A 20,561-nucleotide genomic window follows, 5' to 3' on the forward strand; every position below is an offset into this window, starting at 1 on the left:
ATGGGTCCTTTGTTTCGAGCTTATAACTGTTCTTTCATTTCTTCTTTAATCTCTTCTTTTGGAACAAGCTTATAGATTTCTTCATCTTCCATCGTATCAATAAGCCTGTCGAGCCATCGGTAGTATGCTTCCGCTTGCAATACTTTACGCTTGTCCTCATGCAGTACTTGCAGAAGCTCAGCGTCAGTCTGCTCATCAAGCTGATCCATCAACCGGTTCATCTCATCTACGGATTTACGAAGAATCTGAAGGTTGCTCTCCACCGCTTTTCTCCATTTAATGGCGAAATAATCCGTAAACGTCTGATGCCAGTCATACTCCACTTCATATAGATCTTTTCTGGAGCCTTTGCTCCACACCTTATTTACCATTTTTAGATCCAGCAGAGTTCGTACTCCGGTGCTCATGCTTGTTTTGCTCATTTCCATTTCCCGGCCCATATCATCAAGGGTCATCGGTTTTTCTGCGAAAAATAGCAATCCATATAAATGTCCCGTGGACAACGTTACGCCGTATAGATCCATATTTCGTCCAATGGCTTCGATAACGCGTTTACGGATCTTCAGCACCGCTGTCTGCTGATCCTCTTGCAAATGGTCCAAGCTCATGCTTGCAACCTCCATTCTGACATTCCAGTCTTGGCAAAAAATCAGCATGTTCAAGCTCTGCTTACATGGGAAAGCATGTAACTGGATATTCTATAAGCTAGAAAACACCTCACACCCAATGGATTATCTTGGGAACTTTACCATGCTTCAATTTGCCTACGATGATCATTTAACCAAAAAAATAAGCTTTAATTCAGCTCATTTTCTATTGTAGGAAAAGCAATAATAAATGTAAAGATGTCTGATTAGCCATAATAAGGAGATAAACAGAGCATTTCGAAGGAAAACTTTGTACAGTTTTTACTGTATAAACATTATGTACTGTTTATTCGGTTGCTATACTGGTTAACTATTGTTAGAATACAAACCGTTACCCAGAAAGACGGGAAGCGAAGCAAAAATTACCGGATTTCGTGGCTGGGCGCACAAGTGTATGGGCTTGTGGTTGCTGAAGGCCGTTCGAAGTGCACAACACATCAGAAGGGGTGAAAACATGACCATACTTGAAGTAAAAAACGTAAGTAAACTGTTTGGCCCCCAAACCGAGCAAGGTCTTGAATTACTGGAGCAAGGTTGGGGCAAAGAAAAATTGGCCAAAGAAAAACAAATAACGGTTGGTGTCAATCGGGTCAACATGGAAATTAAAGAAGGCGAAATCTTCGTTATTATGGGCCTGTCCGGTAGTGGTAAGTCCACACTGGTTCGGATGTTCAATCGCCTGATTGAACCAACATCCGGAGAAATACTGGTTCATGGCAAAGATTTGCGAAAAATGAACAAAGAACAATTGCGAGAAGTACGCCGGAAAACGATCAGTATGGTGTTCCAGAAGTTTGCGTTGTTTCCGCACCGCACTGTTCTTGATAATGTGGAATATGGTTTAGAAATTCAAAAGGTAGATAAGGAAGTTCGCCGTGAGAAAGCCAAGACCTCACTCGAACTGGTTGGCCTTAAAGGCTGGGAAGACAAAATGCCGGATGAACTGAGCGGCGGGATGCAGCAACGTGTCGGCCTCGCTCGGGCACTTGCGAATGACCCGGAAGTACTGCTGATGGACGAAGCCTTCAGTGCGCTTGATCCATTGATTCGTCGTGATATGCAAGATGAGTTGATTGAGCTTCAGGATAAGATGAAAAAGACGATTATTTTCATTACCCATGACTTGGACGAAGCGCTGCGCATCGGCGATCGGATTGCTCTTATGAAAGACGGCGCCGTTGTGCAGATCGGTACACCGGAGGAAATTATGATTCAACCGGCCAACTCATACGTGGCCCGCTTCGTCGAAGACGTGGACTTGTCCAAGGTCCTCACAGCATCACACGTTATGCGTCGCCCTGAAACCATCACAACCGATCGTGGTCCCCGTGTTGCTCTTGAGTTAATGCGTGAACGCGGGATATCAAACCTGTTTGTCATTGATCGCTCCAAAAAATTGCTGGGTGTCATTACAGCAGAAGATGCTTCGCGTGCTATGCGTGAGAGCAAAACTTTGAATGATATTCTGATCACCGACGGGCCAACCGTTGGACCAGAAACCTTAATACATGAACTATTTGAAATCACAAGTTCAGCCCATGTGCCGCTTGCCGTTGTTGGTGAGAACGGCCGACTGCAAGGTGTTATCGTCCGCGGTGCCCTGCTGGGTGCACTTAGCGGTGAAGTCGCAACAAAGGAGGAACCTGTGAATGATTCCCAAAATACCACTAGCATCGTGGATTGAATCCATCGTTGACTGGATGAGCTCCTCGCTCTCCGGATTGTTTAAAGTGATCTCTGTCGTTATTCAGGAAGTCGTCGGATTTTTCTCGGGGCTGTTTATGTTGCCTCATCCGCTCCTGTTTATTGCTATACTAGGTGTACTGGCGTTTTTGGTAGGCAGATTGCCTCTTACCCTGTTTACTGTTATCGGATTCCTGCTTGTCGATAACCTGGGCTACTGGTCTCAATCCATGGACACGCTCGGCCTTGTTATCACGTCAGGATTGATCTCAATTCTGGTCGGTGTACCTGTTGGTATCTGGCTGGCATACAGCAAAACTGCTGCACGGATTATCACACCGCTGCTTGACTTCATGCAGACGATGCCAGCATTCGTTTATCTGTTGCCAGCGGTTACGTTCTTCAGTCTCGGCGTTGTTCCCGGCGTTATAGCATCGGTGATCTTCGCTATTCCGCCAACCATTCGTCTGACTCACCTGGGGATTAAGCAAGTTTCCAGTGAACTGGTTGAAGCAGCGGATGCTTTTGGATCAACTTCGGCTCAGAAATTGTTCAAGGTACAGCTTCCACTCGCCTTGCCTACGGTGATGTCCGGTATTAACCAGACCATCATGTTGTCCCTGTCCATGGTTGTTATTGCATCCATGATCGGTGCACAGGGTATCGGTGCAGAAGTGTACCGTGCTGTAACGCAGCTTCAGATTGGTAAAGGTTTTGAAGCCGGTCTTGCTGTCGTGGTACTTGCCATCGTGCTTGACCGCTTTACGCAAAATCTGTTTATGCCTGGCCGTAAAAAAACTTCCCGTGTCTCTACGAAACAAAAGGCATGGATTACTGCAGCGGCAACACTACTTGTACTTGTTGCTGGCTTCTCTCAATACTTCACGGGCAGCACAACATCTGCTGGTGGCAACAACGGAGCAGCCAATGCTGTAGGTAAGGAAGTGAACTATCAGATTATTGGTATCGATCCAGGTGCAGGCATTATGAAATCAACCGCCAAAGCCATCAAGGATTATAACTTGTCAGACTGGAACCTGATTGAAGGTTCGGGTGCCGCGATGACCGCTACACTGGACAAAGCCATCAAAAACGAACAACCAATCATCATTACTGGCTGGACTCCTCACTGGATGTTCAACAAGTATGATCTGAAATATTTGGAAGACCCCAAAAAATCGTTTGGTGATGCCGAAGAAATTCATACCATCGCTCGTAAAGGCCTGAAAGAAGATCACCCGGTTGCTTATGAGTTCCTGAAGCGCTTTAAATGGACTTCGGATGAGATGGGTGAGATGATGATTGCCATTCAGGATGGTACATCCCCTGAACAGGCTGCCAAAGATTATGCAGAGAAACATGCGGATCAGATTGACGAATGGACAAAAGGTCTGACACCGGTGAACGGTGATGCGTTCAAACTGAGTTATGTTGCATGGGATTCCGAGATTGCAAGTACCAACTTGCTGAAATATGTCATGGAGAACAAACTCGGATACAAAGTCAACGCACTTCAAGTTGAAGCTGGACCTATGTGGACGGGTGTGGCCTCAGGTGACGTAGATGCATCTCCTGCGGCCTGGTTACCACTGACACATGCTGACTACTGGGAACGTTACAAAGATCAAGTTGAGGACCTTGGAGCCAATATGACAGGTGTACGCACAGGTCTGGTTGTTCCTAAATATATGACGGACGTTAACTCGATTGAAGATTTGGAAACGGGGGCTTCAACTTCTGGTTCATCCTCTGAACCTGCGGCAAATGCCAACGTTGGAGATGAAGTCAACCACCGGATTATCGGTATTGACCCAGGTGCCGGTATTATGAAAACCACCGCCAGTGCCATTGAAAAATATGGCCTGACCAACTGGAACCTGGTAGAAGGGTCCGGCGCAGCCATGACGGCTACGCTGGACAAAGCTTACAAGAATAAAGAACCAATTATTATTACAGGTTGGACTCCGCATTGGATGTTCAACCAATATGACCTGAAATATTTGGAAGATCCCGATAAAGTCTATGGAGATGCCGAAGAAATTCATACCATCGCTCGTAAAGGTCTGAAAGAAGATCATCCGGTAGCTTATGAATTCCTGTCCCGCTTCAAATGGACTTCGGATGAGATGGGCGAGATGATGATTGCCATTCAGGACGGTACCTCACCGGAACAAGCTGCCAAAGACTATGCGGAGAAACACAAAGATCAGATTGATGAATGGACGAAAGGTCTGACACCCGTGAACGGTGATACGTTCCGTCTCGGTTATGTTGCCTGGGACTCAGAGATTGCAAGTACGAACCTACTGAAATATGTAATGGAAAACAATCTCGGTTATAAAGTCAATGCACTGCAAGTTGAAGCCGGACCAATGTGGACGGGTGTTGCATCAGGCGACGTGGATGCTTCTCCGGCTGCATGGCTTCCTCTGACACATGCTGATTATTGGGCTAAATACAAGGATCAATTGGATGACCTTGGTGCCAATATGACAGGTGTAAAAACGGGGCTTGTTGTTCCAGCCTATATGGATGTCAAATCCATCGCAGACTTAAAGGATAAATAAATCTTTTCTCTTGTTCAAACATTCTTTGCAGTAAGTTGATTTTGTTCTTATAGCATTGTTTCTTTTAATGGAAACGGCCTATCTCGAATGTACGAGATAGGCCGTTTTCGTTTAACTAACAAAGAGACGAAAAGGGCCTTTGTGCCTCTTCGTCTCTTCTCTTATATCATTTTTATTATGAAAGGTTTACGCGTAATCCCTTAGGTGTTAATTGCTTGATTATTTCCCTGTGCCAAGAAATCCTTCTTTGAAAATATTCAATACATAGTCGAGTGTAATCGGGTCACTGTACGTCACCGCTTTGGTATCGAGCTCGATAACCTGTTTGTTCTGAACGGCCGGAATTTTACTCCAGATTCCCGACTTCATAATCTCGTTATCCCGAGTCATGTCTCTACTGAGCACGATGAAGTCACCCATGTACTCCGGAAGAACTTCAAGTGACAAGGAGTGATAACCGTCTTTTAACGTATCATTCTTTACTTTTTCAGGCATATTCAACTTCATCGCTTGGTACAGCGCTTCCGTTCCACGTGCCCAGTGATCCCCCATGGCAAAAACTTCTTTATCAGCGATTTCGATGGTGGACACCGTTACTTTATCTCCATACTTCGCTTTAATCTCATTGCCGATCTCCCCGGCTCTTTTGGTGAAATCATCAATCCATGCTTGTGCTTCAGACTCTTTGTTCAGCACTTTACCAATCTCCAGTTGCTGTTGCAAATAATCGAGTTTACCCCATGTGTATACAATCGTTGGGGCAATTTTGGAAAGTTGTTCAAGATTTTTCATATGTGAACCTGCAATGATCAAGTCAGGATTCAAAGCGGAGACACTCTCCGGATCTTCATCACTTACGATAGCAACGTCTTTTAATTTATCCTTGAACAGCGGATTTTCTGCTGTCCATTTATCTACGCCCACTGGCGTTACATCCATAGAAAGGATATTGGGACCGTTCGTCAAAGCAACGATTCGTTGAGGTTTAGCCGGAATTTCCACGGGCCCTGTTTCGGATTGATACGTTATCGTATCCGAAGTATTCGCTGCTTCACTGCTTGTCCCTTCCGTTGCAGTTGCCTCTTGTTTTCCATTGTCTGATGCACCGCTTGAAGCCCCGTTACCGCATGCGCTGGCAATCATCGTAAATAACATCAGCACGATGAACGGTAGAATCCATTGCTTTTTCATCTGTATAGTCTCCCCTAATCGTTAATGATAATCATTATCAATTTAATGAACGTGTTGATTATATGATATGAGTCGATAGCATGTCAATCATTTATCAAAATCCCTTGTCCCAAAGTAGACTCTTGGAGAAATGTGCCTGCTTGGATACAACATATTTATCGTAACAAAAAATACAGCTTGCAGAATCGTTCTGCAAGCTGTGTCCCATCATTTCAACTTCATTTGAAACACTCTAATTATGCTTCCAATCTGGTACGAAATCCTTATTGCTGCGATCTAAACTCAATGGCGGAAAGGATTAGAGTCACGACTTCAGCCCTCGTCGCTTCTGCCTTTGGATTAAACCTGTTACCTCCCGTCCCCTTCACTAATCCTGCTTCCTGTGCAGCAGCAATGTATGGAACAGCCCATGCAGGTACTTGTGTTGCATCTGCAAACGTCAGTGATGACTTGGAATCCAGCGGCAAGCCAAGGGCTCTCACCAGCATAACGGTCATCTCTACCCGTGATATTTTGCCTGTTGAACGGAATGTATCATCCGTATATCCACTAATAATGCCTTGGTCCACTGCCTGTGCAATGAAGCTTTGAGCCCAGATAGGAATGGATGCTGCATCTTTGAAGGCTAGCGCTCTATTGCTTGCAGGCAATTCAAATGCTCGTGCCAGCATCACAATGAATTCAGCACGTGTCGCCGGCATATTCGGACGGAAGTTCCCATCCTGATATCCATTGACAATGCCCCGGATAATGGCAGCTTTGATCGCTTCTCCTGCCCAGTGACTGCCGATATCCTTCAATTCCACCAGTGGGTTGGCTGGAGCCGTGCTACTGCCATTCCCGGAATTGCCCGGTACTCCCGGTGTAGCTGGATTTGTCGTTCCTCCATTACCCGGATTGCTCGGAGTTGTTGGTGTTACAGGTGTCGTTGGAGTTGGATTGCTTGTACCACCGCCATCACCCCCACTTCCCGGTGTACCGCCATTGTTGCCGCCGCCGTTACCAGGATTGTTACCATTTCCATCTCCATCTCCTGGAAGAGGGGCGCCTTTAAGATCGGTGCTACGACCTTCCACAGCTTGATTTACGGTGCCGGTCCGATCCAGATGCTCAAGGAAAATCTCATAATCAACCAGATTTAATTCATAGTATCGGCCATCGTTTTTCGCGGCTCTCATGCTACGGTAGAAGTCTCCTCCGTTAGCCATAAATGAGTTTGTGGCCACAATATAATATCCGTTTGGATCAATATCGGTAAATGTTCCATTACCATTTTTAATCTGAACTTTTATCACACGCTTGCCTTCTTGAGTTACGGTATTTGTAGTGGAATCCATTTTTTCTCCAGGCTTTATGGAATCATAATAAAAACGCATACCTGATACCTGCGGGAACCGCCCTTCTCCCGTTTCCACACCGCTTACCCCGTTTTCGAGCGCGGCTGTAATTTCCTTGCCTGTCATTTTAAGTGCCGTGAGATTATTCCCGAACGGCATTACGGTCAGCAAATCCCCGAGCGTAATATTTCCTTCCTTGAACGAAGCACGTATACCTCCACTGTTCTGGATCGCGACGTACCCTTTGACGTCATTCTCTTTTACGATCGATTTTACTTTTTCCAGCATGCCATCGGTCATAAAATTCCCCAGATTCGTTTCCTGCTTCCTTACACTTCCGCGCTCTCCATCCAGGAATACGTTTGTTTTACCGATGACTTTTTTCTTATATTCGGCCAAAGGTGATGCATATTCTTGCAACTTCGCCAGTGCCTGTGCATCATCTTTATACACGAAAGCATCGTCGGCTCCCTTGGCATCGAGGTTCAGCAATCTTCCATTCCACTTCTTCAAGATGCCTGCTTCATCAAATGTCACATCAAGTTTACCAAGCGATACATCATATTCTCCCGTCTGCACCACCAGGGTTGGTTCCTCTGCATCCCCAACCACGATCGGTTTGTTCAAAATGGTATGGGAATGTCCGCCGACAATGATATCGATGCCTTTTACGGCTTCAGCCAGCTTCAAATCCTCGGAGTAACCGAGGTGTGTCAGGGCAATAATTTTGTTAATACCCTCTTCTTGCAACATATTTACCGTTGCTTGTGCACTAGCCTGAACATCCTGGAATTTCAGATCATCTCCTGGTGAAGACAGGGACACTGTGTCTGAAGTGGTTAAACCAAATATCCCCACTTTCTCCCCGTTCACCTCGGTTATAATCGCCGGATAAATTTTGCCATCTTCCCCTGGTTGCCCGATGCTGGCTTGATACAAACTGCCCAGATCGGTATCCTTCGTGTAGTCAATATTGGCACTTACAAAAGGGAATTCCGCTTTATGAATGAATTCTTTCAGCACGGCCGGCCCTTTATCAAATTCATGATTCCCGAAGGTCATCGCATCATATCCGATCATATTCATAAACTCCAGATCAGCGAGACCATTGAAAAGGTTGAAATATAATGTCCCTGAAAATACATCCCCTGCATCCAGCACAAGTGTATCGTCGTTGCGAGCTTCTTTTATCGCTGTCACACGGCGAGGAATGTTGTCCAGATGCGCATGTGTGTCATTCGTGTGTAGCACGCGTAGCTTAAAATCACCTGCTTCTGCCGGTTCTCCGATACTCAGCTGTGCCAGCAGCGGATCATGATCACTAACTCGTCCGTGTGAGGTTTCAAAGTCAGCGTTGACATGTACTACCTCAATTGCCGCCGTGTCTGACAGATTTTTACTCACCAGAATGTGATCCAGAGTCTGGGAATTGCCATCGTAGATGTAGGAATAACGCTGATTCTCAGGTAGCTTGTCGACCAGATTATCAAGTTCATTGCCTGCAACGATGTTTAACGTCTTGGAAAACTGAAAATCGTTAAAATCACCAAGTACAGCTACATTGACTTCAGGGTCTTTGGCAGTCAATTCTTTTACAAAACCGTTCACAAGCTCAGCTTGCTTGGCCCGCTGCACTTCACTGCTCCGCGTTGCAGGCTGGATACTGCCAAACGGTTTCAGATCACCGCCTTTGGAATTAAAATGATTCGCAATCACAACGACTCGCTCACCGTTGAATTCGAATTCCGCAGCCAGCGGTTTACGTGAACTAGCAAATGCTTCATCCGTCGGAGCAATACGGCCAGGATTAAAAGACAAGCTTCCGTCAGCGGAAACAGCGACTGCTTTGGACGCATTGCCTTTACCTATCCCCGCCGCCAAGGAAACTCGTTCTGGTTGGTATAGGAAACCTACACGAATGTTGGCCCCTGGTGCACCGCCATCCTTATTATTTTCCGGAGCAATTTCACTGAATTGATAAGTGGGGCCATGATTGGTCTTGATCGCATCGATCAGCGTCTGAAAGCTCTCATTCGCTTCCGTTGTCCCCGTATCCGCATCACCGTCATTATCCTGTACTTCCATAATGCCGATAATATCTGGTGCTTTCAGATTGTCTACAATGATTTTCCCAATTTTCACAGCTCGTGCAGCATCCTTTTTGCTGAAATTCTCCACATTAAATGTGGCGATGGTCAGCTTGTCCTCCGCTTTCTCAATAGTCGTCACCGCTTGCTGGGTTGGACCCGAAATGACGGGTGGCAATGCCCCATCGGGATTAATTCTGAAATTGCCGTTCGTATAGGTCATCACCCCAACGACGTTACCGTTCAGTTTATCTCCGGTCTTGACGGCACCAGACGGTTTTTTACCAATAAATAACCGTTGCGGATTAAGATCACTTTCGAAGGTTTCTTTTCCGTTATCCGTCAAAATAACACCGCCCGCAGGAGTACGAAGCGGATTATTAACACCATTGTCCACGACAACGGCAAGACCCGGTTGGCTAGAATATGGCCCTATAATCTCAGGATTTTCAAGCTCTACTCTCATGCCCTCCAAACTTTCATAGAAATCTATGGCATCCGTCTCGGGGTTAAATACCGACAGCGAATCGCTGTCAATAACCGTTGGAATGATACGTCCATTTTTCCCCAGCAAAGCAGGGGCTGGCAACGGTTGATCCTGACCTTCTACCGTAATGGAAGAAGCTACAATTTCTGTTGTTGCCAATTCGGATTCTGATACAGCGTACTCCTTCACTTGACCCGATACTTTGACTCTATTTCCTGTAATCATGCCATGAGATGATTTGTATACAAGGATAGCCTCCGATGTGTTGTCATCATTGTCTTCCATCCCGGGAATCTCTTGCATGTAAAACGAATTTGAATTCACCACATACGTTACAATTCCTTCAACATTTTGCACGGCTAGTCCATCATATAACGAGGAATGTGACGCCCCTTGAATATCATGAATTCTAAGATTGTCCAGTTCCTGAATAACCCTGTAACTAAAACTGTATACTTGGCTAATTTTACCGTCTAATACAGCCACTGCTTTAACTAAAGTATCCTCATGGATTGTGATTGGCTGGTTATATAAGGTGGATGCTGTCGTCGGATCAGCCCCATCGACTGTAAAATAAATGCTCGCACCCGCCATAGGCGAGGACAATGAGACGTTTGAGCCTGTTACGATTCCACCCGAAGGTACACTAGCTGTTACAGAAAGTAGATTTTCGACAACATCTGCTGACGTACGAGGAATCAGCTCAAGTCCATAACTGGTGTGATAGGTCATGACACCTGTTACTTTTTCGTATGTCTTGTCTGTTTGGAGTGCAGAAGGACTATTTTTGGCATAAATGATGATCTCGCCGCCTTGTGCATCTGTCGCATAAAAAGTAGAACTGCTGTTTTTTGTCACCGTAACTTCATTTACTTCGACAAGCATTCCTTCATATTTTCCTCCTGATCCTTTTCCCCCACCTGGCGCTGGGACAAAGTCACGGGATGTAAGCTTGAGAGGCTCGGGTAAGCCTTGATGTTTGTTCAAAATTTTAATATACCCGCCTGGAAATCCAGCTTTATCTTTCTCCACTTGAAGCAGACCATTGTATAGGCTAAGCGGGCCATAGGCTTCAATCTGATCACCTGGTTCCACACTTGCATCAGTTCCACGTATAACAATTCCTGCATTTTCATCTTGAATATACAGGTTTGCCATACCTCCGGATTCTTCTCGATAGGTAACCAACCCTTGGACAGTTACGGGTTCATTTTCTGACTTGGTTCGTGCTTCCGAGATAGAAACAGGGGTATTGTTAACCACGGTGTAATCCAAAATTGTGAAGTCGCTATCTTCCAATCCTGTTTTATGTGCGTAAGCTTCAATGTGAGTAGCATCCGTTATCGTAATCGGGGATGTGTAGGGGATAAATTCAGTCTCATCATTTAATCTGTAAGAAATGGAATCTCCAACCGTGGTTGTCTCCAAAGTAATCAAGGTTCCAGAGGGAACAGCGCCTGATGAAGGGTTCGCACTAACACTTGCTGCCTTCGTTTCAGGTTTTTCATCCACCTGTTGAAATTTGGTTGAAGAAATACTTCTAATGCCATTGACAGTGAAATAGGTTTCTAATGATCCATTCGTAATCCTGACTTTGGAATGATACAGGGAGGTATTGCTTTGTAATCCGAAAGTGCTACGAGGTGCATTCATAGGTACTTGTACCGGCATCATTTTACTGATATCCGTTTCTTCAGGACGATCTGCCAGAGCAAAATTAGTATCCGATGTAAAGGGTGGATTCAACTGAACGGACGATCCACCGTTGTAGTAGCCAACAACATAACCTTCAATCGTCGCCGTTGATTTATCGGAATTCTTCGCTTGTGCCTGGGCTACAGTTAATACTTCATCTGCTGCTGATGCTTTGCTGTCTAACAGCCCTGCTGGTATAGCCCCTGTCAGTAGCAACATTGTCGCCAGAAATATTCTGAACCACCTAATCATCTGCATACGATACATGTTCAACCTACCCCCATGTTTTTTAAATTAGCAATCATTTGTTCACATAGCTTGTACATTAGTTCAAATATAAGATAACTGAACGATAGAGACATGTAAATCATATTTCAGCGAAATGATAGAAAATAGAACATAAACATTACGAATGAATTAGTTTTTATTAACTTCGGGATCCATTCGTTCGCTTTTCAGGACTTAAAGAGGACATTTTGTAGGCAAAACTATAACAACTTAAGTATACAGACCTATATCGCGTTAACTTTAGTAACATATACATTGATTATTACTCATGGATTCGACAGTGAATGACGTAAAATATAACTAAATACACACACCATAATACGGCGATCGATAGGACCGCCGCATCTGGTTACGTTCTAATTCATTTCTGCTTCACGGATTGTTATTTCTTCACTGTGCCATTGTACTGATTGATTTTTTCCGTAATCTGCTGTGCTGCCGCATCCAGTGCTTCTTGTGGCGCCCCTTGCCCATTCAGCACGGTTTCAATCGCTCCTTCGACAATCTGTCTCGCTTCTGGAAAAACACCCATAACTGCGCCGGATGTTGCTGTCGAATCGGCTGAAGCGTGCAATTGGTCGACTGCTGTCTGGAACTGCGGATATTTCGTCATATTATCCTTAAATACTTGCTGATCGTAGGCTGCTGTCGTAATTGGGAAGTATCCTGTCGCCACACTCCAGTTCGCTTGTACCTCAGGTGTAGCCAGATACTTGATAAACTCCCAAGCGGCCTGCTGCTGGGCTTCCGACTTATTATTCATGATGTACAAGCTTGCCCCACCAACAACCACGCCGCCTTCTTTAGCATCCGCTGGACGAGGCAGGAAACCTGTTCCCAGTTCAAACTTGCCGCCTGAACCTTCAACGATTTTGCGCAGCCCTGCTGTGGAATCCAGCGTCATACCAATCTGCTGTGCCGTAAATGCTGCCGTGGTGTCGTCTGTATTGCGTCCCAGATTCGAGAGGGTTTTCTCGTCAATCATCTTTTTCCACCACGTTAACGTCTTCACACCCGCTTCGGAGTTCAGCATAGATTCGGTTGCCGCCGCGCTTCTCCCGTTTCCATTGTTTACATAATCTGCATTCTGGTTTGCGAAAAATTGTTCCATAAACCAGCCATAAATCGCCATCGACGCTCCTGGTTTACCGTCTTTGGACAAAGCCTTAGCTGTTTGCTCGAACTCTTCATACGTCTTTGGTGGATTCTCCGGGTCCAATCCGGCAGCCTTGAACATATCCTTGTTGTAATACAAAATTGGATTCGATGTATTAAACGGCATCGCATTCAGTTTGCCATCAATTGTATAATAACGAATAATGTTCGGCTCCAGTTGGGACAGATCAAACTTGTCCTTGTCGATGAACTGTTGCACCGGTGTAATCATGCCCGAGTCAATCATAAACTTACTGCCAATCTCATAGACCTGGATCAGATCCGGCCCACTGTCGGAACCCATAGATGCTTTAAGCTTATTCAAGCTCTCATCATATTTCCCCTGGTAGATCGCTTTAACCTGAATCTCTGGATGGCTTGCATTGAAATCGGAAGCAAGTTGGTTAATGGCTTTCTCGCCTGCACCGGACATGGAATGCCACCATGTCAATTGAGTTGTTTTAGCTGCTGCCGCATCAGCTTGCGCCCCACTTGCCGGGCTACTTGTTTCTGTTTTCGTACCACAAGCCGAAATAACCAACATCAGCGCTGCTAGCATTAGTGCAAAGGTTCCTCTTCTTTTCATGTCGCTCTCCTTTAGATGGCTCGCGTTATAAAAAAACATTTGTTGAGCCTGCACGTTGTAGCCGTTCCGGTTACGAATCATTCTTACGATCGCTGTTGTCTCCAGATTTACCTGAACTATTTTTTAGTCGTTAAAATCCCAGAGACAAAGGCGAACGCTTCGCTTCTTCAGAATTGATTCTTCTCCTCCACTACTCTTGCAGCTCATCAAAACCTTTTATACAAGGCGAGCCTCATTTTATTCGCTCATGGCATTTCATGCGTAACCTGAACGGTGATGCAGGTTTCCTTTATCCCTTAAGTGCTCCGGCTGCCATGCCTCGCACTAGTTGCTTTAGTCCAAAGATCAGTAGTAGCAGAGATGGCAGGATCACCATCGCAGTTCCGGCAAACACCAGATTCCACGCCGTGGATTCCTGGAACTCCAGCATAGAAATTCCGATTTGAGCCGTTCTCATCTCGGGTGTGTTGGTTACAAGCAACGGCCAGAGATACGCGTTGTACATACTGAGGAACGAGTAGATCGCCAGTGTGCCAAGTGCCGGGCGGGACAACGGCAAGACATGTGAGATGAAATAACGGATATGTCCACAGCCGTCTATTTTTGCTGCCTCGAACAGCTCTTTGGGCAACTGCATGAAGAACTGCCTGAGTAGAAAGGTGCCAAATGCGGTTGCGAGAAACGGCACCGTCATTCCCTGATAACTATCCAGCCAGCCCCAGCTGCGAATGGTCAGATAGTTAGGAATCATCGTCACTTCCCACGGAATCATCATGGTAGCCACAAACATGCTGAAGATAACGTTTTTACCTTTAAATTGCATTTTGGCAAAAGCATAAGCAGCCATACTGGCTGTAATTAATTGCCCGATCGTAGTCAACCCCGCCACCAGAAAGGTATTCCCGATGAATCGTCCAATCGGCACAATATCGAACACTTCTGCGAAGTTAGATAAATCAATGGATGTCGGGATGATATGCGGTGGATACGCACTCGCATCCTCAGGCGTCATCACGGCCATGAATAAGGTGTACATCACCGGATACAATACCAGTGCAGCGCTGATCGTCAGCAACATATAGAGCAACGTCTGGTTCCATTTTGCATTCATTGGTAATGCACTTTCCTCTCTACCCATTTGAATTGAAGCAGGGTCAGTAGCATAATGACCGCGAACAGAATTAAAGCCTGTGCACTTCCTGTCCCGAAGCGGAAGTTCACAAATGCCTCCTGATAGATGGAATACACAAACACATTTGTACTGTCCATCGGGCCGCCCCGCGTGAGAATGTTGATCTGACCGAACGATTGAAACGCACCAATGATGGATACCACCGTCACAAAGAACAACGTTGGCGACAACAGCGGCATGGAAATTTTGCGAAACGTGAGCAAAGCGCTCGCCCCATCCATCTTGGCACTTTCGTAGATCTCATCCGGAATTCCTTGTAATCCGCTGGATAGAATGATGTAGTTGAAACCAAGGTTCATCCAGATCGTCATGATGGAGATTGAAACCAATGCCCAATCGGGACTCGTTAACCAAGGAATTGGATCAATGCCTGCTTTGCCAAGCAGATAATTAAGCATCCCCAGCGTCGGATGGAAAAGAAACTTCCAGATGACGGCCGACGAGCCTACCGATAACACAACAGGCAGCGAGAAGACAAATTGGAACACACGCATTCCCTTAAAGCGGTTATGAGTCAAAGCCGCCAGAATAAGGGCTACGAATATGCCTGTCGGTACGGTGAACAGAACAAACAGTAATGTCACTTTCATGCCTTGCATAAACAGACCTGACTGGAATACCGCTTTGAAGTTATCCAGCCCTACATAAGCCGCAATCTGTCCCGTCGGGTCGGTAGAATGCAGACTCAAGTACACTGACTTGAACATGGGATAAAACAGAAACACAGCGAACAAAAGCAGCGATGGTGCTAGAAAACCGTAAGCCAGCACGTTCTCCCTCATCCGCTGCAATCGCAGGGAAGTTGTCCGACGATTGTAGTAATTCGAGGTTATACGCCGTTTTATGGCAGGCAGGCTGAACTGGTTGTCAAGATCACTCATCTGAAGTTTTTCCTCCTTGAACACCCTTCTTGGATTACACCTCTTGGGTTATGCTCTCGGTGTACAAGCTCTGAGATGAATAACCATCTGAACTCAGCACCACGAACTCTAGTTTAATTTTCCAATGTCACAGCAAAATGGAACTTGCATCAAATTCAAGTTAATCCTTGCCTAACCGTTTTACATAACGCAACATAGAACAGGATGGATTTACCAAACTGCACAAATGCGCAAAAAACCGCAAGAAACCTCCAATCTGGAGAAACCCCTGCGGTAATATGTGTAAATACTATATTAAACATTAACGTTATATTGATAAATCTTGCTTTACATTCATTTTCCATTAACGATTCAGATGATATGGCACCGTCGTCACAATCACATCTTTATAATTAATCAGATAAGCCCGAATCATGAAGCTGGTCTGGTTATGCAGTACATTTTGCCACCAGTGCTTCGTAATAAATTGCGGAATCAGGATGGTGATATGATCGGTTTCCGCTGTTTTCCATTCCACCGTATCAATGAATTTCTTCAGTGGCCCCATAATGCTGCGATATCTCGATTTGATCACGACCAAACGGACGCCTGGATTCCATTCTTCCCACTTCTGCTCCATCTTCCGTATAGCCTCATCATCAAAGCCGATGTAAAGCGCCACCACATGATCCGACATCGTCTGGGCGTAACTGATGGTATTCATCACCACCCGAGTAATGCCCGCCACCGGAATAACAATCGTATTGCCTTTCTTGGCCGGTTTATCCACCTGAATATCGATACGTAGTTCGTCTGCGATGTTGCAGTAATGGCTGCGAATGCGCATGAACACATAAACGACCAGTGGCAAGAAGATAAAGATAACCCATGTCTGTGTGAACTTGGTGAAAATAAAAATCAGCGTAATGGACAACGTAGTCAGCATACCGATTGTATTCACGAGCAGTTTTGTCTTCCACCCTGACGGCTTGATTTTGATCCAGCGTATCATCATGCCGAGTTGGGACAATGTGAATGGAATGAACACCCCGACCGCATAGAGCGGAATCAGGTTTCCGGTATCCCCTTTAAATCCAACGACCAGGAGTGCCGACATGACGCTGAGAAAAATAATCCCGTTCGAGAAACCTAAACGGTCTCCACGCACCATGAACATATGTGGCATATATTTATCCTTCGCCATCATGAAGGACAACAGCGGGAAAGCGGAGTATGCCGTATTCGCCGCGAGGAACAAGATCAGGGCCGTAACACCCTGGATAATAAAGTACATCCATCCTCTGCCAAACGTAGCTTCGGCAATCTGGGAGATGACCGTCGCTTTCGGATCAGGTTTGATGCCGTACCCAAAGGCTAACAGTGTAATGCCGATAAACATGGCACCAAGGATGCAACCCATCAGTAGCAAGGTTCCGGCCGCATTTTTCTCCGCAGGTTGCTTGAAGTTCGGAATGGCGTTACTAACCGCCTCAACCCCGGTCAAAGCCGAGCATCCAGAGCTGAACGCTTTAAGCAGCAGAAAGATGCTGACATGCGACAGACTTGTTCCGAATTCCGGAGCCGCAGCATGCATACCACCAGTCAGAAATTTGAATCCACCCGAAATAATGAGAATCGCAATCGAAAAGATAAACAGGTAAATAGGGATCGCCAGCACCGAAGCTGACTCCGTAACCCCTCGCAGATTCATAACGGTCAGAAACACAATCATAATAAGCGCAATAATGACACTATAGTCATGCAATACAGGAAAAGCGGATGTGATCGCATCGGTACCTGCGGAAGAACTTACAGCCACGGTCAGGATATAATCGACTAGCAATGAACCTCCGGCAATCAAGCTCGGTGTAGTGCCCAGGTTATCCTTGGCTACGATATACGCGCCGCCCCCTGTAGGATAAGCAAATATGGTCTGGCGATACGAAAAAATTAAAATGACGAGCAATCCCAGCACGGCGATGGAAATCGGAACCGAGTACCACAAGGCGGCGAATCCCGCCGCAACCAGCACCAGCAAAATCTGTTCCGTACCGTAGGCCACGGATGATAAAGCATCGGAAGACAGGATGGCGAGCGCCTTCCATTTCCCCAATTTTTCTGCATCCAATTCAGCCGACTTCATTGGCTTGCCGATTAAGATTCTCTTCATTTTGCCAAGCATGATCATAACTTCCTTCCATCTCTTGTCTATAAGCTTCTTTGCTTCTCATTTGGGTAACAATGTCTGTTCTTATCTATGAAGCATAGTTATTATGCAAAATCGCAGAGCCATTGACAATACGTCATTTCACCCGAAAATCGCCAGCGCGTGATAATGCATTCTACGATTCAATAATCGATAACAAAGCCTTTCTTGCTAAGCAAAATGAACGTTTTTGACCCAAAACGGCGATTGTTTGCCTGAAAAAAGAAAAAGACCTTCGGTTCAAAGAACCAAAGGCCACGATCACGATTTCATATGGTTAGCTTCATATAACACAATTGTCATATTGAGCTTGTTTACACTTCATTTTGAATGATACCGGGACGAGGAGTTACACCAAATTGTTCTGTAAGGGCAAGCAGTTGCTCATCCGTAATCCGCTGCCTGATATCGTGACCTGCAACAAGCATGTACACTTGTGCTGCTTTCTCGATGGTCTCAATCAGACCAAACGCTTCGTCAATCGTTGTGCCTGTTCCAAAAATGCCATGCTGCGGCCAGATGACCGCGTGATACTCCTGCATTTTCTCCGCCGTTGCGCGGCCGATTTCATTCGAACCGGGCATCATCCAAGGGATGATCCCAACGCCATCTGGAAATACCACCACACATTCGGTGCACATCTGCCAGAGTGTCTTGGTAAACTTGGCCTCGTCCAGTTCATGGATGAAGGTCATGGCTAGTACATGTGTCGCGTGGTTGTGCATGACAACCCGGTGGTTCGGGTCTCTTTTCAAACGTTCAATATGGCTCATAAAATGGGTCGGCAGTTCACTTGTCGGGTTCGCGCCACCGTTCAGTCCCCACAATACCTCCAGCACCTGTCCATCCGCAGATACACGCAGTACACCCAGATTGCCTTCCGGGTCTGCCAGCACGTTTTTGAAATATTTGCCCGATGCCGTAACGATAAAATATTGTCCCGCCAGTTCTTGCACGGAAAAGGCAGGTGTGATGGTGCGGATCACATGATGAATGTCAATGTAAGGTGCAACCTCTTCCTCTTTCAGTAGATAGCTGACATTACCGCCATTACGCTCATCCCATCCATTTTTCCACATATGCTGCGTAATCTCTGCCATCTCGCGTACAAATGGAATATTGAATCCGGCAGGTTGCTGTCTTTCGGTCTGAAGGGTCACGTTCATTTCTATCCTCTCCTATGTTCAAGTATAAAATGGGGCTGTCACGATCAAATTAAGTTCCTTTTTTCACATTCATTATACCTTTGTTTATGTTTGTTAGTCAATAATAAACACAGATTATTATTTTATTTATTTTTGTTTATCTTTATTTTATTGTAAAACGTCGAAAACAAGCAAAAAAATACCCCGCCGTCGCCCGGCAGGGTCAGTCACACATCTATTTAACACGAGAAGGGGTTTACAAGAGTTATCATATCCTTCCCACCTTAATAGAAGCTGAACGCGAAATAAAAAATGCATGAAAACGACTCAAGATAAGATACCCTAGAACGTTAATCAGCGGGCAGTATTATTTTTCCGTAATCTATAGAAAGGCTTCATCACACCTGTTGCTTCATCCCGTCGTTCGTGCATTTGCTCAAATCCCAGTTGGCTCAAAATGTGACATGCCGCTTCATTATCCGGATGATGACTTGCCACCAGCGTCGCTACCTCTAATTTGTCAAAAGCATAACGAACAACAGCCTGCGCCGCTTCTTGCGCATAGCCTTGTCCCCAGTAATCCCGAGTCAGCAGGAAACCAAGCTCATAGATGTTCTCCTCCGGATCATAAGGGCAGAGGCCACAGCAACCGATAAACACGTCTGAATCTTTCTGAAAAAGGGGCCAGTACTGCACTCCCTCCTGCTTCTCACGCTCGATCTCCTGAGTTAGCCTCGCCTCTACTTCATCTTCGCTCAGAACCTCGTTGCCACGAACCCAACGGGTCACCTCATGATCACCCCAGAGCGCAAACGCGAGGGCACGATCACCTTCGTCCCATGTCGTAAATACAAGTCGCTGCGTTTCCAATATTTTGGTTTGCTTACGGTTCATATTCTATCAACCTCCCGAATCCCAGGCACAGTCTCAACGTCCGGTCTATACTATTCCATTAATCGTGTACGGTTCAGAGTAAACTCTCGGGCCCCAACATTTTATGTAGTTTGATACGCCTTCCCCTGTTTACGACAAGGCTTCAATATGAAAAAGTAACCCCTGCCGACCCGGTCGGCAGAGGTTCATACGTTCTACTAACATCTGATAGATTACGCCAAAGCAACTTCAATCGTACCGGAAGCAGCACCTCCCTGGTTCGCCAGCAAAGCGAAGACCAGCACCTGACTTGCGGTAATGCTCAAACTGCTGTTCACCGGAACAATATAAGTGACAACTGGAGCATTTACACGAGTGATGACGAGAGATACCGGAAACGGTCCATTGTTGTTCACCGTAACACTTGCATTGGTGCCGCCAGACAGGTTTTCATAGTAGGATTTACCCACACCCGCTGGCAGATTGTAGAACTGTAATGGTAAAAGGATGGCCATCAAAATCACCTCCTTTTTGCTTTGATACGGTATTCTATGTTTCAAAT

Annotated in this window: 12 protein-coding genes; 2 read left to right on the forward strand and 10 right to left on the reverse strand. The window is 45.8% G+C overall.

Annotation, left to right across the window (positions count from 1 at the left end):
• Positions 1-20: 20 nt before the first annotated feature.
• Positions 21-608 carry a GbsR/MarR family transcriptional regulator gene (locus tag BLQ13_RS08670; RefSeq protein ID WP_090918165.1) on the reverse strand — a complete coding sequence of 196 codons (588 nt, stop codon included), beginning with the start codon at positions 606-608 and terminating at the stop codon, positions 21-23.
• Positions 609-1,101: 493 nt separating this feature from the next.
• Here BLQ13_RS08670 and BLQ13_RS08675 point away from each other — a divergent pair, with 493 nt between their 5' ends.
• Together BLQ13_RS08675 and BLQ13_RS08680 are read left to right on the forward strand one after the other, a co-directional pair.
• A complete protein-coding gene (locus BLQ13_RS08675; RefSeq protein WP_090918167.1) occupies positions 1,102-2,331 on the forward strand; it encodes a quaternary amine ABC transporter ATP-binding protein in 1,230 nt (409 codons plus the stop codon).
• The gene (locus tag BLQ13_RS08680) at positions 2,297-4,897 is read left to right on the forward strand and encodes a glycine betaine ABC transporter substrate-binding protein (RefSeq protein WP_090918169.1); all 2,601 of its coding nucleotides are present in this window, start codon (positions 2,297-2,299) and stop codon (positions 4,895-4,897) included. The genes BLQ13_RS08675 and BLQ13_RS08680 overlap by 35 nt, the downstream gene beginning before the upstream one ends.
• A gap of 219 nt (positions 4,898-5,116) precedes the next feature.
• Here BLQ13_RS08680 and BLQ13_RS08685 read toward each other — a convergent pair whose 3' ends face one another.
• From BLQ13_RS08685 to BLQ13_RS08725, 9 genes are all read right to left on the reverse strand, one after another.
• Positions 5,117-6,088 carry an ABC transporter substrate-binding protein gene (locus BLQ13_RS08685; RefSeq protein ID WP_090918171.1) on the reverse strand — a complete coding sequence of 324 codons (972 nt, stop codon included), beginning with the start codon at positions 6,086-6,088 and terminating at the stop codon, positions 5,117-5,119.
• Between the two features lie 263 nt (positions 6,089-6,351).
• The gene (locus BLQ13_RS08690) at positions 6,352-11,961 is read right to left on the reverse strand and encodes a 5'-nucleotidase C-terminal domain-containing protein (protein WP_090918173.1); all 5,610 of its coding nucleotides are present in this window, start codon (positions 11,959-11,961) and stop codon (positions 6,352-6,354) included.
• A 403-nt stretch (positions 11,962-12,364) separates the two neighbouring features.
• Complete coding sequence (locus tag BLQ13_RS08695; protein ID WP_090918174.1) at positions 12,365-13,723, reverse strand: ABC transporter substrate-binding protein; 1,359 nt, start codon at positions 13,721-13,723, stop codon at positions 12,365-12,367.
• Between the two features lie 289 nt (positions 13,724-14,012).
• Positions 14,013-14,834: a carbohydrate ABC transporter permease gene (locus BLQ13_RS08700; RefSeq protein ID WP_090918176.1), complete on the reverse strand. Its 822-nt coding sequence runs from the start codon at positions 14,832-14,834 to the stop codon at positions 14,013-14,015.
• A complete protein-coding gene (locus BLQ13_RS08705) occupies positions 14,831-15,697 on the reverse strand; it encodes a carbohydrate ABC transporter permease (protein ID WP_090918458.1) in 867 nt (288 codons plus the stop codon). The genes BLQ13_RS08700 and BLQ13_RS08705 overlap by 4 nt, the downstream gene beginning before the upstream one ends.
• A 442-nt stretch (positions 15,698-16,139) precedes the next feature.
• The gene (locus tag BLQ13_RS08710) at positions 16,140-17,957 is read right to left on the reverse strand and encodes an APC family permease (RefSeq protein ID WP_090918178.1); all 1,818 of its coding nucleotides are present in this window, start codon (positions 17,955-17,957) and stop codon (positions 16,140-16,142) included.
• A gap of 338 nt (positions 17,958-18,295) precedes the next feature.
• Complete coding sequence (rhaD, locus tag BLQ13_RS08715) at positions 18,296-19,147, reverse strand: rhamnulose-1-phosphate aldolase (RefSeq protein WP_090918180.1); 852 nt, start codon at positions 19,145-19,147, stop codon at positions 18,296-18,298.
• Positions 19,148-19,480: 333 nt separating this feature from the next.
• A complete protein-coding gene (locus tag BLQ13_RS08720) occupies positions 19,481-20,020 on the reverse strand; it encodes a GNAT family N-acetyltransferase (RefSeq protein WP_090918182.1) in 540 nt (179 codons plus the stop codon).
• Between the two features lie 212 nt (positions 20,021-20,232).
• Positions 20,233-20,514 carry a hypothetical protein gene (locus tag BLQ13_RS08725; RefSeq protein ID WP_090918184.1) on the reverse strand — a complete coding sequence of 94 codons (282 nt, stop codon included), beginning with the start codon at positions 20,512-20,514 and terminating at the stop codon, positions 20,233-20,235.
• Positions 20,515-20,561: the final 47 nt, after the last annotated feature.

The sequence above is a fragment of the Paenibacillus polysaccharolyticus genome, assembly GCF_900102085.1.
Lineage (GTDB): Bacteria > Bacillota > Bacilli > Paenibacillales > Paenibacillaceae > Paenibacillus > Paenibacillus polysaccharolyticus.

Bases quoted from the DNA above. Each gene is read 5' to 3' on its own strand.
- BLQ13_RS08670 (WP_090918165.1), bottom strand. From the start codon at position 608: ATGAGCTTGGACCATTTGCAAGAGGATCAGCAGACAGCGGTGCTGAAG.
- BLQ13_RS08675 (WP_090918167.1), top strand. From the start codon at position 1,102: ATGACCATACTTGAAGTAAAAAACGTAAGTAAACTGTTTGGCCCCCAA.
- BLQ13_RS08680 (WP_090918169.1), top strand. From the start codon at position 2,297: ATGATTCCCAAAATACCACTAGCATCGTGGATTGAATCCATCGTTGAC.
- BLQ13_RS08685 (WP_090918171.1), bottom strand. From the start codon at position 6,088: ATGAAAAAGCAATGGATTCTACCGTTCATCGTGCTGATGTTATTTACG.
- BLQ13_RS08690 (WP_090918173.1), bottom strand. From the start codon at position 11,961: ATGTATCGTATGCAGATGATTAGGTGGTTCAGAATATTTCTGGCGACA.
- BLQ13_RS08695 (WP_090918174.1), bottom strand. From the start codon at position 13,723: ATGAAAAGAAGAGGAACCTTTGCACTAATGCTAGCAGCGCTGATGTTG.
- BLQ13_RS08700 (WP_090918176.1), bottom strand. From the start codon at position 14,834: ATGAATGCAAAATGGAACCAGACGTTGCTCTATATGTTGCTGACGATC.
- BLQ13_RS08705 (WP_090918458.1), bottom strand. From the start codon at position 15,697: ATGAGGGAGAACGTGCTGGCTTACGGTTTTCTAGCACCATCGCTGCTT.
- BLQ13_RS08710 (WP_090918178.1), bottom strand. From the start codon at position 17,957: ATGCTTGGCAAAATGAAGAGAATCTTAATCGGCAAGCCAATGAAGTCG.
- rhaD (WP_090918180.1), bottom strand. From the start codon at position 19,147: ATGAACGTGACCCTTCAGACCGAAAGACAGCAACCTGCCGGATTCAAT.
- BLQ13_RS08720 (WP_090918182.1), bottom strand. From the start codon at position 20,020: ATGAACCGTAAGCAAACCAAAATATTGGAAACGCAGCGACTTGTATTT.
- BLQ13_RS08725 (WP_090918184.1), bottom strand. From the start codon at position 20,514: ATGGCCATCCTTTTACCATTACAGTTCTACAATCTGCCAGCGGGTGTG.